General features: G+C 72.7%; 12 protein-coding genes. 4 read left to right on the top strand and 8 right to left on the bottom strand.

Going from position 1 to position 12,740, the window contains the following annotated elements; translation table 11 throughout:
* The first annotated feature begins 47 nt into the window (after positions 1 to 47).
* Entirely contained in the window at positions 48 to 353 is a 306-nt protein-coding gene (locus BJ982_RS21155) for a DUF4235 domain-containing protein (RefSeq protein ID WP_184882640.1), read from the top strand.
* 69 nt (positions 354 to 422) lie between these two features.
* Here the strand turns inward: BJ982_RS21155 and BJ982_RS21150 are convergent, their stop codons facing one another.
* The 5 genes from BJ982_RS21150 to BJ982_RS21130 all read right to left on the bottom strand — a co-directional run bounded on the left by BJ982_RS21150 (position 423) and on the right by BJ982_RS21130 (position 5,676).
* Complete coding sequence (locus BJ982_RS21150; protein WP_184882638.1) at positions 423 to 1,802, bottom strand: alpha,alpha-trehalose-phosphate synthase (UDP-forming); 1,380 nt, start codon at positions 1,800 to 1,802, stop codon at positions 423 to 425.
* 224 nt (positions 1,803 to 2,026) lie between these two features.
* On the bottom strand, positions 2,027 to 2,902 hold the full coding sequence (locus BJ982_RS21145) for a hypothetical protein (RefSeq protein ID WP_373869606.1): 876 nt from the start codon (positions 2,900 to 2,902) through the stop codon (positions 2,027 to 2,029).
* A 16-nt stretch (positions 2,903 to 2,918) separates the two neighbouring features.
* A complete protein-coding gene (locus tag BJ982_RS21140) occupies positions 2,919 to 3,218 on the bottom strand; it encodes a DUF4193 domain-containing protein (protein ID WP_114029376.1) in 300 nt (99 codons plus the stop codon).
* Between the two features lie 275 nt (positions 3,219 to 3,493).
* Positions 3,494 to 5,026, bottom strand: coding sequence for a sensor histidine kinase (locus tag BJ982_RS21135; RefSeq protein ID WP_239122815.1), 1,533 nt, complete (start codon positions 5,024 to 5,026; stop codon positions 3,494 to 3,496).
* Complete coding sequence (locus BJ982_RS21130) at positions 5,023 to 5,676, bottom strand: response regulator transcription factor (protein WP_184882636.1); 654 nt, start codon at positions 5,674 to 5,676, stop codon at positions 5,023 to 5,025. Before BJ982_RS21130 ends, BJ982_RS21135 begins: the two co-directional genes overlap by 4 nt.
* A 345-nt stretch (positions 5,677 to 6,021) precedes the next feature.
* On the opposite strand from BJ982_RS21130, the gene BJ982_RS21125 reads away from it, so the two are divergent.
* Positions 6,022 to 6,186, top strand: a complete 165-nt coding sequence (locus tag BJ982_RS21125; RefSeq protein WP_184882634.1) for a hypothetical protein — start codon at positions 6,022 to 6,024, stop codon at positions 6,184 to 6,186.
* A 76-nt stretch (positions 6,187 to 6,262) separates the two neighbouring features.
* On the opposite strand, the gene BJ982_RS21120 is transcribed toward BJ982_RS21125, so the two are convergent.
* Positions 6,263 to 7,066, bottom strand: coding sequence for an inositol monophosphatase family protein (locus tag BJ982_RS21120; protein WP_184882632.1), 804 nt, complete (start codon positions 7,064 to 7,066; stop codon positions 6,263 to 6,265).
* A complete protein-coding gene (locus BJ982_RS21115) occupies positions 7,063 to 9,078 on the bottom strand; it encodes a S9 family peptidase (RefSeq protein ID WP_184882630.1) in 2,016 nt (671 codons plus the stop codon). Before BJ982_RS21115 ends, BJ982_RS21120 begins: the two co-directional genes overlap by 4 nt.
* A 37-nt stretch (positions 9,079 to 9,115) precedes the next feature.
* Here BJ982_RS21115 and BJ982_RS21110 point away from each other — a divergent pair, with 37 nt between their 5' ends.
* Positions 9,116 to 10,129 carry a ferrochelatase gene (locus BJ982_RS21110; protein WP_184882628.1) on the top strand — a complete coding sequence of 338 codons (1,014 nt, stop codon included), beginning with the start codon at positions 9,116 to 9,118 and terminating at the stop codon, positions 10,127 to 10,129.
* Here BJ982_RS21110 and BJ982_RS21105 read toward each other — a convergent pair.
* Positions 10,120 to 11,373: a lytic transglycosylase domain-containing protein gene (locus BJ982_RS21105; protein WP_239122816.1), complete on the bottom strand. Its 1,254-nt coding sequence runs from the start codon at positions 11,371 to 11,373 to the stop codon at positions 10,120 to 10,122. The genes BJ982_RS21110 and BJ982_RS21105 overlap by 10 nt on opposite strands.
* 135 nt (positions 11,374 to 11,508) lie before the next feature.
* Between BJ982_RS21105 and BJ982_RS21100 the strand changes: the two genes are divergently transcribed.
* Positions 11,509 to 12,720: an MFS transporter gene (locus tag BJ982_RS21100; RefSeq protein WP_184882626.1), complete on the top strand. Its 1,212-nt coding sequence runs from the start codon at positions 11,509 to 11,511 to the stop codon at positions 12,718 to 12,720.
* Positions 12,721 to 12,740: the final 20 nt, after the last annotated feature.

The raw sequence follows: 12,740 nt of genomic DNA, 5'->3' as shown, positions 1-12,740 counted from the left end.
CCGGGCACGACAGACTAGGGTTTGGCAGATCGACGAGGGGAGAGATCATGGGCGGCAGGTCGGCCGAGGCCGAGAAGCAGGACATGGCGTGGCGCCTGATCGGGGCGGTGGTCGGGCTCGGCGTCGGCTTCGTCGCCCGCAAGGCGATCGAGTACGGCTGGCGCAAGACCACCGGCAAGGAGCCTCCCGCGGACCCGAACTCGCTGGAGACGAGCCTCGCCGAGGCGATCGGCTTCGCGGTGGTGATGGGCGTCGGCATGGAGGTCACCCGCATCGTGGCCACCCGGACGGCCCACAAGCGCTACCAGGCATGGAAGAGCGTCACCCGTAAGGCCGAGCAGGTGGTCGGGTAGTCCGCCCGGCGAGGGCGGCGTGGAGGCGCGCGGGGAACGCCTCGGCGCCGCTCGGCGTCCGGGCCGCGCTCAGCGTTCCAGGGCCGCCAGGAAGTCGCCGGCCCACCGGTCGACGTCGTAGGTCGCCACGCGGCGCCGCATGGAGCGCATCCGGCGCGACAGCTCGTGCGGCGTGGCCCGCAGCGCGGCCACCATCTGCCGTTTGAGCCCGTCCACGTCCCACGGGTTGACCAGGTAGGCGTGCTTGAGCTCGTCGGCGGCGCCGGCGAACTCGCTGAGCACCAGCGCGCCCCGCAGGTCGTGGCGGCAGGCGACGTACTCCTTGGCCACGAGGTTCATGCCGTCGCGCAGCGGGGTGACGACCATGACGTCGGCGGCGCAGTAGAGCGCGGCCAGCTCGTCGCGGTCGTAGGACTGGTGGAAGTAGTTGATCGGGGGGACGCCGAGCACGCCGTACTGGCCGTTGATGCGGCCGACGCGCAGTTCGATGTCGTCGCGCAGGTTGCGGTACTCCTCGACGCGCTCGCGGCTCGGGGTCGCGATCTGGACGAAGACCGCCTCCCCCGGGGCGACGGTCTTGTCGGCGAGCAGCTCTCCGAACGCCTTCAGGCGCTGGCCGATGCCCTTGGTGTAGTCGAGCCGGTCGACGCCGAGCATGACGTGCTCGGGCTCGCCCAGCTCGGCGCGGATCTCCTTGGCGCGGGCGATGATGTGCGGCTCGCGCACCAGGGTGTCCAGCTCGCTGAAGTCGACGGATATGGGGAACGCCTCGGCGCGCACGGTCCGCTCGCCGTAGGAGATCTCCTGGCGCTGGTTCTGCAGGCCGAGCTGGCGGCGGCACAGGCGGATGAAGTTGGACGCACCGCCGGGCCGCTGGAAGCCGACCAGGTCGGCGCCGAGCAGGCCCTCCAGGATCTCGCGCCGCCAGGGGAGCTGCCAGAACAGCTCGGCGGGCGGGAAAGGGATGTGCAGGAAGAAGCCGATGCGCACGTCGGGCCGCAGGGCCCGCAGCATCGCGGGCACGAGCTGGAGCTGGTAGTCCTGCACCCAGACCACGGCGTTCTCCGCGGCGGTGTCGGCCGCGGCCCGGGCGAACCGCTCGTTGACCGCGCGGTAGGCGTCCCACAGGACGCGGGAGTAGACCGGCGTGGCGACCACGTCGTGGTAGAGCGGCCACAGGGTGGCGTTGGAGAAGCCCTCGTAGTAGAGCTCGACCTCGCCGGCCGACAGAGGGATGGGGATGAGGTTCATGCCGTCGTGCTCGAAGGGCTTGAGCTCCTCGTCGGGTGCTCCGTGCCAGCCCAGCCAGGCGCCGTCGCGGCGCTGCATCACGGGGGCTATCGCGGTGACGAGCCCGCCGGGGCTGCGCCGCCACGAGGCGGTCCCGTCCGGGGTGATCGTCCGGTCCACGGGCAACCGGTTCGCGACGATCAGGAATGAGCTGCGCACATGTCCTCCCTCGTGATCGGTTTATGACTACCTTACGAAACCGGTCGCAGCCCTCCGTACACGGCCTCGGGCGCAGGAGTATGCACGTACCCGACATAAGTGGCATTCATCGGGTTTTGGGCCCATAAATCGCGATGCGGCGCGAGACCGTTAAGGGACGCCGTCCGCGACGCGTGAGGCGGGGCGAGGGGAGATAGAAACCGCGGGGGACGCGGGAGGCCGGCTCAGGCGGGGGGCAGGGCCCGCTGGCGGCGCAGGTCGGTCCTGACGGCCTCGGAGAGCCGCTTGGTGGCCATCCGGTTGAGCGCGCCTCCGGCGATGGCGCCGGTGAGGAACGGGCCCAGTGTGGTCAGATGGCGGCCGAGGGTGCGCAGAAGACGGTTGCGCAGCGACGCCTTGGCCGCGGTGCCGAGGGCCAGCGTGACGGACGCGGGAGCCAGCGGGTCGACGCCGCGCTGTTTGGTCCACGCCACGGTGAAGGCGACCGCGCGCTGGGGGGTCGTGCCGGGAACCTGCACGCCGTACACCTCGTGCAGCTCGGCGATCAGCTTGACCTCGATCGCGGCGACCACGAGGGTCTCGGCGACGAGCTGGGCGGGGGCGGAGAGCAGCAGCGGCGGGGCGGCGAACTGGGCGGCCGCCAGGGCGCCGCCGACCGCTCCGACGGCGGTGGTGGCCTTGATGGCCGTGCGCACCAGGTCGTCGGCGAGGGCCTCGCCGCTGAGACCGTAGTGGTGTTCCTGGAGTGTCGCGAGGTCACGGATGGGAAGACGCGGCACTATGGAGGCGAAGACGTCGGCCAGCCATCGGCCGCGCCCCTCGCCCGTCACCCGCGCCCGCCGCGCGGCCGCGACCAGCGACATGCTGAGGCGGCCGAGCAGCCGCCGCCGCTCGGCCCCGTCCATGTCGTCGGCGCCGGAAAGCTTCCCGACCAGCTCGGCGACCTCGGTGTCGGCCTGGCCGCGGGTCAGCTCGCCGCCCGGGGTGTCCCCGGCGCCCTCGACGTCCGGAATGTCGGTGTGACGCGGGCCCGCCGCGCCATCCGGCTCCTCGTCCCGGCCTGGCCGGTCCTGCGATGATCGATCCGCTCCAGAGGTCACGGACCCTCCCTGAGTGTCAGGCGGCGCATTCTCGGCAGATCTGCTGCCCACCCTTGTCGGAGGCAAGCTGACTGCGGTGATGCACGAGGAAGCATCGCGAGCAGGTGAACTCGTCCGCCTGGCGCGGGATCACCCGGAGCGAGAGCTCCTCGTTCGACAGGTCGGCACCGGGCAGCTCCAGCGACTCGGCGAGATCGGTCTCGTCGATGTCGATGCTGCCGGAGGACTTGTCGGTCCGCCGCGCCTGTAGCTCCTGAAGGCTGTCCTCACTCAGGTCATCGTCGGTCTTGCGTGGGCTGTCGTAATCGGTGGCCATTTGCGTATTCATCCCCCTCATCTATTGAGTGCGCGTCACGCGTCGCGCGTCTGTAACGTCTGGGCGGTCCGTCTTGTGCCCGTATCTCTCGGGGAATTTTGCAATCGGTACCCCGTCGGCACGGTCAGCGAACCTCCCCACACGTGAGGGCCATGCCGCCTTCGCCATCGAGTTAGCCAAATATGGCGAAAACCTAAGCATTGGCGACAGGACCCATCGTGTTCGACGGCACATCCAACCACATGTCTGGCGCGAACGAGACGACCCCCGCCGTATCAGGCCGCCGGAAGTCGCACCGTCACCACCAGCCCCCCGCCTTCCCTGGGCACCGCCGAGACGATGCCCTGGTGGGCGCGGACCACCGCACGGACGATGGACAGCCCGAGCCCCGTGCCGCGCGCCGATTCCACGCGGTCGGAGTTGAGCCGCCGGAACGGCTCGAACAGGTCGTCCACCTCGTACGCGGGCACATGCTGCCCGGTGTTGGCCACCTGAACAACCGGAGCCCCGTCCACCATTCCCGTCCGGAGCCAGAGTTGTCCCGATGAGGGAATGTTGTACTTGACGGCGTTCTCGACGAGGTTGGCGACCAGGCGCTCCACCAGTACCGGATCGCCCATCGTAGGGGCGGGACGCAGGTCGGTGTGCACGGTGACGTCGGCCTCCTCGGCCATGGCCGCGTGCTGTTCGGTCACCGTGCGCCCGACCTCCAGCAGATCGACCGGCTTGCGCACGGCCAGCTCGCGTTCGCTACGGGCGAGCAGCAGCAGCCCCTCGATGAGGTGCTCGTTCCTGGCGTTGGTGCCGAGCAGCGTGCGCCCGAGCACCTTCAGGTCCTCCGAGGCGTGCGGGTCGCCGAGCGCGACCTCCAGCACGGTCCTGTTGATCGCCAGCGGCGTGCGCAGCTCGTGGGAGGCGTTGTCGACGAACCTGCGCTGGGCGTCGAACGCGCGGCCGAGCCGGGTCAGCATGGCGTCGAAGGTGTCGGCGAGCTCCTTGATCTCGTCGTTCGGGCCCTCCAGGTCGATGCGCTCGTGGGCGAGGGAGGTCTCCGAGAGCTTGCGGGCCGTGGAGGTCATCTTCTGGATCGGCCGCAGCGCCCGGTCGGCGACGAAGTACCCCAGGATCAGGGCCAGGATGCCGACCCCGGCGAGGGCCAGCAGCGACCGGATCAGGATCTGGTGCTGCGCGGCCGAGATCGTGTCGACACGGAACGTCTCCCACTGGTCCTGGACGCGCGCCGCGATGCCGGCGGGGACGTCGTCCAGGGAGAAGGGGAAGGCCGGCCAGGAGTCGGCGATGGAGCGGCCCACGAAGGAGTAGATGACGAACAGCAGCAGGGCTCCGGCCGCGAAGAACAGACCGCCGTAGGTGAGAGTGAGCCGCACCCGGATGCTCATGCGGCCCGTCAGCGTCCGCAGCCGGGCGAACCAGTCCTCCGCGACCGGCCGCGGGGCGAACGGCGGGGGGCCGTCCCAGGCGGGCGCCCCGGTCGGCGGTGGCGGAGGCGTCTTCGGGCGGTGCGCGGCGCGGGTGCTCGGGACGGTCGGCTGCCCGCTGCGGAACCCGTCGGGCCGGGGCGGGGCCGCGCCGTCCGGCGCCTCCTCCTGCCCGCCGGTCGCGGCGGGGCCGAGCGGCGGCGAGACAGGGGCGTGCGCGGCGCTGTAGCCCTGGGCGCGCGGGGAGGCGGCGTCACCGCCGTCGTCGCCGGGCGCCGCGGCCCCCGGGGGGACGATCAGCGGCTGGGGCGACGAGAAGGTCGGGCGCCCGGGGCCGGCGACCCGGTCCCGCTCGCGTTCCTCGGTCACAGCTTGTATCCCACTCCCGGCACGGTCTCGATCACCGCCGGCTCGCCCAGTTTCTTCCGCAAGGTCATCATCGTGACCCTGACCACGTTGGTGAACGGGTCGATGTTCTCGTCCCACGCCTTGTCCAGCAGGTCCTCCTGGCTGACGACCGCGCCCTCGGCGCGCATCAGCTCCTCAAGGACGGCGAACTCCTTCTTGGTGAGCGCGATCTCGTGGCCGTCGCGGGTGACGAGCCGCTTGCCCGGGTCCAGGCGCACCCCGGCCCGCTCCAGGACCGGCGGCAGCGCGGGGGCCGAGCGGCGGCCGAGCGCCCGCACGCGCGCCACGAGCTCCATGAACGCGAAGGGCTTGGCGAGGTAGTCGTCCGCGCCGAGCTCCAGGCCCTCCACCTTGTCGTCCACCTCGCCCGAGGCGGTGAGCATGAGGATGCGGGTCGCGGTGCGCCCGGCCACGAGCCTGCGGCACACCTCGTCCCCGTGGACCTTCGGCAGGTCGCGGTCCAGCACGACCACGTCGTAGTCGATGTACGACGTGCGCTCCAGTGCCCCGGCGCCGTCGTAGGCGACGTCCACGGCCATCGCCTCGCGGCGCAGCCCGGTCGCGATCGCGTCCGCGAGCACCCGCTCGTCCTCCACCACAAGCACGCGCACGGCTCCTGGCACCTCCTGATAGTCCCGCCCGCGGCCGGCCCGTGCCGGCCGGTCACGGCCTCCGTCCCGCGCCGCGTGCCCCGCGGCCGTCCGGGCCGGAACCCGCAAGGTTCATTGTCGCCACATCAGGCTTAAGCGCATGGTAAGCACGCGCCGACCGTGCGCCGACCACGCGAGAAGCGGTGACGCAAAGCACATGACGGACATCCGACATTCCTGGTTTAAGCACAACAGCGCTGTGGGTAGACCCCAAGACCCAACGGCAAGGCCAGGGAAGATCGCTTCGTCTCCCATGCCACCGGAGGGCCGACCACTCTTTCGCCCCCCTCGTAGAAAGAAGGTGAGATGGGCGAGTTCAGCTCCACGATCGAACACCGGCTCGACCAGGCCTACAAGGGTCTTCAGGAGGCGCGCACGAGTGGCGACGACTTCCTCGCCGACACTCTCACCGCCGAGATCGAAGATCTGCGGCGGATCGCCGTCGACAACGGCGTGTCGATCCAGCCCTGACTCTCTCCGCCCCGACGAGCCGAGGGCCCGCCCGTGTCACGGGCGGGCCCTCGTCGTCCGCGCGGCCGCCGCCGGCCTAGGAGTCGCGCTCGGGGTCCAGCGGCGCGAGCAGGTCGTGGAGCTCCTCGAAGAGGCCCGGGGCGGCGCACAGGGTGAGGCCGGGGTTGCTGGGACGGCCGTCGAGCCCGCCGATCCTGGCGCCGGCCTCGGCGGCGATCAGGCCGCCCGCCGCGTAGTCCCAGTACTCGGGGCCGCGCTCGTAGTAGCCGTCCACGCGTCCCGACGCCACGGCGCACAGGTCGGCGGCGCAGGACCCGCCCCTGCGGATGTCGCGCACCCGCGGGAGCACGTGGGCCAGCACCTCGCCCTGGACGGCGCGCCGCCCGGGGAGGTAGCCGAAGCCGGTGGCGATCAGCGCCCGCGCGAGCGGGACGCCGGTGTTGCAGCGCAGGCGCTCGGCGGGCAGCCCCTCGCGCAGCAGCTCGGCGCCGCCGCCCTTCTCGGCCGCGTACAGCTCGCCGCGCGGCACGACGTTGACCACGCCCGCGACGATCTCGCCGTCCACCTCGACCGCGATGCTGACGCACCAGTCGGGCAGGCCGTACATGAAGTTGACCGTGCCGTCGATGGGATCGACGACCCAGCGCACCCGGCCCTCACCCGCGCTCTCGCCGCGCTCCTCGCCGAGGACGGCGTCGCCGGGCCTGGCCGCCCGGATCCGCGCCCTGATCAGGTCCTCTGAGGCGCGGTCGAGCGCGGTGACCACGTCGGTCGCGCTGGACTTGGTGCTCACCGCCTCCGGGCGTGCCGGGCGCTTGGCGAGCAGCATCTCCCCCGCCTCGCGGGCGATGCCGGCCGCCAGGTCGAGCAGGCCGGTCATCCGAGCGACTCCGGACGCTTCCACTCCTCGCCGAGCACGTGCTGGGCGAGGAAGGCGAGGATCGTCTCGTACCAGGCGACGGTGTTGCCGGGCTTGAGGATCCAGTGGTTCTCGTCGGGGAAGTACAGGAACTTGGACTCCACCGACGACCTGCGCAGATCCCACCACAGCCGCAGGGCCTCGCCGATCGGGACGCGGTAGTCCTTGTCGCCGTGGATCACCAGCATCGGGGTCCTGATCTCGGACAGGGAGGCGTGCGGCGAGAGCCGGTGGTAGCGGTCGGACCCGGGCTCGCCGAACTCCCGCTGCCAGTACATCGACCAGTCGGTGGTGCCCGCGAACTGGTCGAGGTTCCACAGGGACGCGTGCGTGACGACCGCCCTGAACCTGTCGGTGTGCCCGGCGACCCAGTTGGCCATGTAGCCGCCGAACGAGCCGCCCATGACGGCGGTGCGGCCCTCGTCGATGTCGGGGCGCGCGACGCAGGCGTCGGTGATCGCCATCAGGTCGGCGTGGGTGCGCGGCCCCCAGTCGCCCCAGCCCCGCTGGATCATCTGCTGGCCGTAGCCGGTGGACAGGCAGGGGTCGGGCATCAGCACGGCGTACCCGTGCTCGGCCATGATCCACGGGTTCCAGCGCCACATCCAATCGCTCCAGCTCGCGATCGGGCCGCCGTGGATCCACAGCAGCAGGGGCGCGGGGTCGTGCTCCGACGCGCCCGCCGGGAGGGTGAGCCAGCCCCGGATCTCGGTGCCGTCGTCGGCGACGGCGGTCACCTCGGTGAGGGTGCCGGGGATCTCCACGGCGGGGGCGGGCGAGGTCAGCTCGGCGACCTCTCCCCCGTCCAGGGCGACGCGCACAGGGGCCGGGGGCCGGCCGACCGAGCTGCGCAGGGCGTACAGGTGGCGGCCGTCGGGCGAGGGGCACAGCTCCTGGTAGGAGTCGTCGCCGGTCGTCAGCCGCTCCGCCCCGCCCTCCAGGGGCACCCGGAAGATCGGGCGGCGGCCGTGGTGGTCGCACGACGCGAACACCGAGGCCGAGTCGGCGGCCCAGGCGAGCCCGGCGGGGATCAGGTCGTCGGCGCGGGCGACCACCTCGCCGGTGGCGATCACGGCGATCAGCAGCGAGAACTCGACGGCGCGCTCCTCGGTGCCGTGAGTCTCGCGGACGAACGCGACGTGCCGCCCGTCGGGAGAGACGGCGACGGGGCCGATGAAGTCGGTGTCGTCGCCGGCGACCACGACGCGCCGCTCGCCGGTGGCCGTGGAGATGGCGACCACTTCCGAGCGGGACCGCCCGGCGGGCAGCGCGACGCGCCAGGTGGTGACGACCTCGCCGCCGTCGGGCGTCACCGCGAAGGACGCCTCCAGGAGCGCCCCGCCGGGGTCGGGGGTGAGGTCGCGCGGCTCGGCGAGGCCGGGCAGACGGGCGGCGAACAGGCGCGTGCGGCCCGGGCCGAGGTCCTGGTCCCAGAAGCGGATCGGGTACCCCTCGTGGAGGATCGCGCTGACGCCGCCCTCCTTGCGGGACCTGCGCCGGTCGCCGTCGGTGTCGGCGTCGCCGTCCAGCACGTCGGCGCCGAACACCACCGTGCCGCCGCCGGCCCGCACGCCCGTGACGCCGCCGGGACGCCCGGCGACCTTCCTGGCCTCGCCGCCCGCGGCGGGCAGCAGCCACAGCGCGGCGGCTCCGTCCTCGGGCTCGTCCTCCGCCGCGGGGTCGGGGCGCCGTGAGACGAAGAGCACGTCGCCGTCCGGGGTGAACTCGGCGCCGGTCTCTCCCTTGGCCGAGCGGGTGAGCCGGTACGCCTCGCCGCCGGGCTCGACGGGCACCGCCCAGATCGAGGTCCCGTACGACCTGCCGTCGGGGGCGAGCGCCTGGACGACGGAGACCAGGCGGGATCCGTCAGGAGAGAGCCGCAGCGACAACACGCGCGGCACACCGACATAATCGCGAATGTCCTTAAAGAGGCTCACTTTTCCGAACCTACCCTCCTGCCCGGCCGGTCCCATAGCACCCGCACCCCGGGAGATGCGGTTGGATGGTCCCATGGGACGTTACGACGCGCTGCTTGTCGTCTCCTTCGGCGGGCCGGAGAAGCCCGAGGACGTCATGCCGTTCCTGGAGAACGTCGTCAGGGGCCGCGGGGTGCCGCGCGAGCGGCTGCTGGAGGTGGAGGCCCACTACCAGGGCTTCGGCGGCGTCAGCCCCATCAACGGGCAGTGCCGCGACCTGATCGAGGCCCTGCGGCCGCGGGTCGGCCTGCCGATCTACTGGGGCAACCGCAACTGGCACCCCTTCCTGGCCGACACCCTGCGCCAGATGGCCGCCGACGGCGTGACGCGCGCGGCGGCGTTCATCACCGCGGCCTACAGCTCCTACTCCAGTTGCCGCCAGTATCTGGACGACATCGCGCGGGCGCGCGCCGAGGTGCCCGGCGCGCCGGAGGTCGTCCGGCTGCGCCACTACTTCGACCACCCCGGCTTCATCGCCGCCATGACCGACCACACCCGCGAGGCCCTGGACCGGCTCCCCCCGGAGCTCCGCGCGGACGCCCGCCTGGTGTTCACCGCGCACAGCATCCCGGTCTCGATGGCCGCGTCCTCCGGGCCGTCCGGCGGCGCCTACGAGGCCCAGCTCCGCGCCACCGCGTCGCTGGTGGCGGGCGACCGGCCGTGGGACCTGGTGTGGCAGAGCCGCAGCGGGCCGCCGCAGGTGCCGTGGCTGGAGCCCGACGTCTGCGACCACCTGGAGGCGCTCGCCGCCGCCGGCGCCCCGGCGGTGGTGCTGGTGCCGATCGGCTTCGTCTCCGACCACATGGAGGTCGTGTACGACCTGGACACCGAGGCCGCGGCCAAGGCGCGCGAGCTGGGGCTGCCCATGACCCGGGCGGCGACCGCGGGCACCCACCCGCGGTTCGTGTCGATGGTGGCCGAGCTGCTGGCGGAGCCGGAGCCCGCCGCCTGCGGGGCGGCGTGCTGCCCCGCGCCGCGACGCCCCGGCCGTCCCGAGTCCGCCGGGTCCGCCCAGGCCGCGCAGGCCGCCCAGGCCGTTCAGGAGTAGGCGCGGGCGTAGCCGTCGGCGATGCGCAGCACCTTGTCGACGTAGGCCCATGAGTGGTTGTAGCGGTACACGGCCGAGCGGAGCTTGGCGCCGCCCTGGGCCGCCCCGTTGGCGCACAGGTAGCGCGCGGCGGACGGCACCGCGTCGTAGGGGCTCCAGATGTCCGGCGTGCCGTCCCCGTCGCCGTCCACGCCGTACGCCTTCCACGTGGCGGGCATGAACTGCATGGGCCCGAGCGCGCCCGCCGACGAGGGGCCGTTGTTGCGGCCGTGGCCGCTCTCGACCTGGCCGATCGCCGCGAGGACGGTCCATGACAGGCCGGGGCAGACCCGGGCGGCGGCGATCTTGTAGAGCTCCAGGTAGCTGCCCGGCCGCCCGACCCGGTAGGAGCCCGCGGCGGCCACCAGGGGCGGAGAGGGCGGGGACGGCGCGGCGGAGGCGGACGGGCGTGCCGCCGCCGCGCGGCCGACCGGCACCACCTGGGCCTCCGCGCCGAGCAGCTTCCTGACCCGGGGGACGACGGCGGACTCCTTGCCCCTGGCGGTGTGCAGCAGGACCGCGACGCCGGGGAGCAGGCCGAGCGCCCGGCCGGTCTCCTTGCCGACCAGGCCGTCCACGCCCGGCAGGCCGAGCGGCGCCGCGGCGGCGACCCGCAGCCGCGACCCGCCGCCGGTCGCGTACTCGCCGCCGAGCTTCAGCAGGTAGGAAGCGGCGATCTTGGAGTCGGCGACGAACTCGCCGCGCGCGAGCGCGTCCCAGACCTCGGGCTCCCTGGCGACGGCCTTGGGCGCCCAGGCGCGGAACTCCGCCGGGTCCACGGCGAGCAGGTTCAGCGTGGCGGTGGAGAAGCGGATGGCCCCGGCGTCGGCCACGGCCACCTTCCTGACGTCGCGCAGCGCGGAGATCCCGTCCAGGGCCGCGGGGGTGAGGGCGCGGCGCACGATGGCGATCAGGTGGGGCGGGGTGAGCCGCACGGACGCGCTCGCCCTGTCCAGGGACGAGGGCACGACGCGGGCCGGGGACGAGGGCCCGGCGGGCAGCGCGGGGAAGGGCGAGACCGGGGCGGTGAGGTCGCGGACGTCGCCGAGCGGGGTGCGCGCAGCCCCGGTCCGCTCCGCGGCCCCGTCACGGGCGGTGTCCCGGGTGATCAGCAGGGCCGCGGCGGCCGTCACGCCGAGGACGATCAGCAGCGCGAGCCCGACCACGGCGGCGCCCGCGGGCATCGGCCGAGAAGGTTGCGACACTCGACCCACGTTAACCGTGGGAATCCGGCTTCGTGTAGGTTGCCCGAAATTCACTTGCCGCCTCGCCGTCCCATACGCGAAGGTTTGGCGGGTTCGTATCGACGCGTGCCGGGGGCGCGCGAAAGGGGCGGAATCGTGGTCGGGCCGTATCGAGGGCTGTTCCGCATGCCCGGGGCCAAGGGGTTCGTCATCGCCGGATTCATCGGGCGGATGCCGATGTCGATGCTCGGAATCGGCATCGTGCTGCTCATCTCGGCGCTCACCGGCTCCTACGCGACCGCCGGGGCGGTCTCGGCGACCGTCTCCGTCGCCTTCGCGATCGCCGCCCCGCTGTCGGGCCGGCTGGTGGACAGGTTCGGCCAGGCCAGAGTACTCATCCCGTTCGTCCTCACGCACGGCGCCGCGCTGGCGTCGCTGATGCTCTTCGCCGAGTACGGCGCCCCGCAGTGGACGCTGTTCGCCTCGGGCATCGTCGTCGGCGGCACCGCGACGTCGCTCGGCTCGATGGTCCGGGCCCGCTGGTCCCACCTGCTCGGCCGCTCGGCGATGCTGCACACGGCGTTCTCGTTCGAGTCCGTGGCCGACGAGGTGGTGTTCGTGGCCGGGCCCGCGCTAGTCACCGGCCTCGCCACCATGGTCAACCCGTACGCGGGGCTCATCCTCACACTGGTGTGCACGGTCGCGGGGACCATCGCCTTCTCCGTGCAGCGCGGCACCGAGCCCCCGGTGCGTCCGGCCACCGAGCACGGCGGCAGCCCGATCATGATCCCGGGGGTGGCGCTGATGTCCTGCGTGTTCCTCGCCATGGGCGCGGTGTTCGGCTCGATCGACCTGATCACCGTGGCCTTCGCCGAGGACCACGGCGCGAAGGCGGCCTCGGGCCTGCTGCTCGCGTCGTTCGCGGGCGGCAGCATGATCTCGGGTCTGTGGTTCGGCTCGCGCGCCTGGAAGATCTCGCTGGGCCGGCGGTTCACGCGCGGCCTGATCATCTTCGCCGTCGGAATGGCCCCCATCCTTCTGGTCTCCGGCCTGTGGAGCATGGCGCTGGTCGCGTTCGTCTCCGGGTTCGCGATCTCGCCGATCATCATCACGGGCTACGCGCTGGTCGAGCGCCTGGTCCCCGGCCACCTGCTGACCGAGGGCATGTCGTGGATCTCCACCGCGGTCGGGTTCGGCGTCGCCATCGGCGCCTGGGCCGGCGGGCGGATGACCGACGCGTTCGGGCCGTCCAACGCCTACGTCTTCTCGTACGGGTGCGCGCTACTGGCGCTGGCGATCGGCGTCGGGGGCGGCTCGCTGCTGCGCACCCCGGAGACCGGCGCCTCGGAGGCCCCCAGCACGTGCTGACGCCGGCTCATGAGCCAGGC

Source organism: Sphaerisporangium siamense, assembly GCF_014205275.1.
GTDB lineage: Bacteria > Actinomycetota > Actinomycetes > Streptosporangiales > Streptosporangiaceae > Sphaerisporangium > Sphaerisporangium siamense.
This window is presented reverse-complemented; position numbering and strand designations above follow the sequence as displayed.

Bases quoted from the DNA above. Each gene is read 5' to 3' on its own strand.
- BJ982_RS21155 (WP_184882640.1), top strand. From the start codon at position 48: ATGGGCGGCAGGTCGGCCGAGGCCGAGAAGCAGGACATGGCGTGGCGC.
- BJ982_RS21140 (WP_114029376.1), bottom strand. From the start codon at position 3,218: ATGGCCACCGATTACGACAGCCCACGCAAGACCGACGATGACCTGAGT.
- BJ982_RS21125 (WP_184882634.1), top strand. From the start codon at position 6,022: ATGGGCGAGTTCAGCTCCACGATCGAACACCGGCTCGACCAGGCCTAC.
- BJ982_RS21120 (WP_184882632.1), bottom strand. From the start codon at position 7,066: ATGACCGGCCTGCTCGACCTGGCGGCCGGCATCGCCCGCGAGGCGGGG.
- BJ982_RS21115 (WP_184882630.1), bottom strand. From the start codon at position 9,078: ATGGGACCGGCCGGGCAGGAGGGTAGGTTCGGAAAAGTGAGCCTCTTT.
- BJ982_RS21110 (WP_184882628.1), top strand. From the start codon at position 9,116: ATGGGACGTTACGACGCGCTGCTTGTCGTCTCCTTCGGCGGGCCGGAG.